The following is a 595-nucleotide window of genomic DNA, read 5'->3' on the forward strand; positions in this document are numbered from 1 at the left end:
CCATATAACCTTGCTCACGCAGATCTTCGCCTTTGGTGATCCGATAAGTCACACGATCGCCCGCGACGTTGCTGATCAGATCAACAGCACGCTGTGCCAGTTGCGATGGTCCCAATTCTTCTGCCGGTGCGTTGATGGTGTCACGCACCCAGTCGATGATCATCAGGCGGTTATCCAGTTCCTGGCGCTGGGCATCGTCCAGATCCGGCCACACCACTTTACGCGTGCCTTTCGGGGCTTTGTAACCTTGCCAGAATGCCCAGCAGCGATCCGCATCCCAGCCTTCACCGCTTAACTGAACATGCTTGATGCCCAGACCGTCAATCTTGCGCGCCGCACGCTGGATCAGCCCCAGATCGTCTGCCCCGTTCAAATGCAGGGTAATGCCGTCATTATTAATGCTGTAAGTTGCTTTTTCTCCCCAGCGCGCGTCGGCAGGTTGGGTAGAGAGGGTAATCTTCATCGCTTCTGTCATTTTAGTTATCCTTCTTTGTAAAAGGGCCGCCAGTTGGCAGCCCCAGGATTTTTCCGCTAAATGATTCGCGTTGCAGGAAGGCGGCAAGTGAGTGAAGCCCCAGGAGCATAGATAACTATG

1 protein-coding gene is annotated in these 595 nt (G+C 54.3%); it reads right to left on the minus strand.

What is annotated here, in order from left to right; translation table 11 throughout:
• On the minus strand, nucleotides 1–475 hold a 475-nt coding region (locus ACFFRH_RS44945; protein ID WP_512701153.1), incomplete at its 3' end, for a hypothetical protein.
• Nucleotides 476–595: the final 120 nt, after the last annotated feature.

The organism is Streptosporangium vulgare, assembly GCF_042428775.1.
Classification (GTDB): domain Bacteria; phylum Actinomycetota; class Actinomycetes; order Streptosporangiales; family Streptosporangiaceae; genus Streptosporangium; species Streptosporangium vulgare.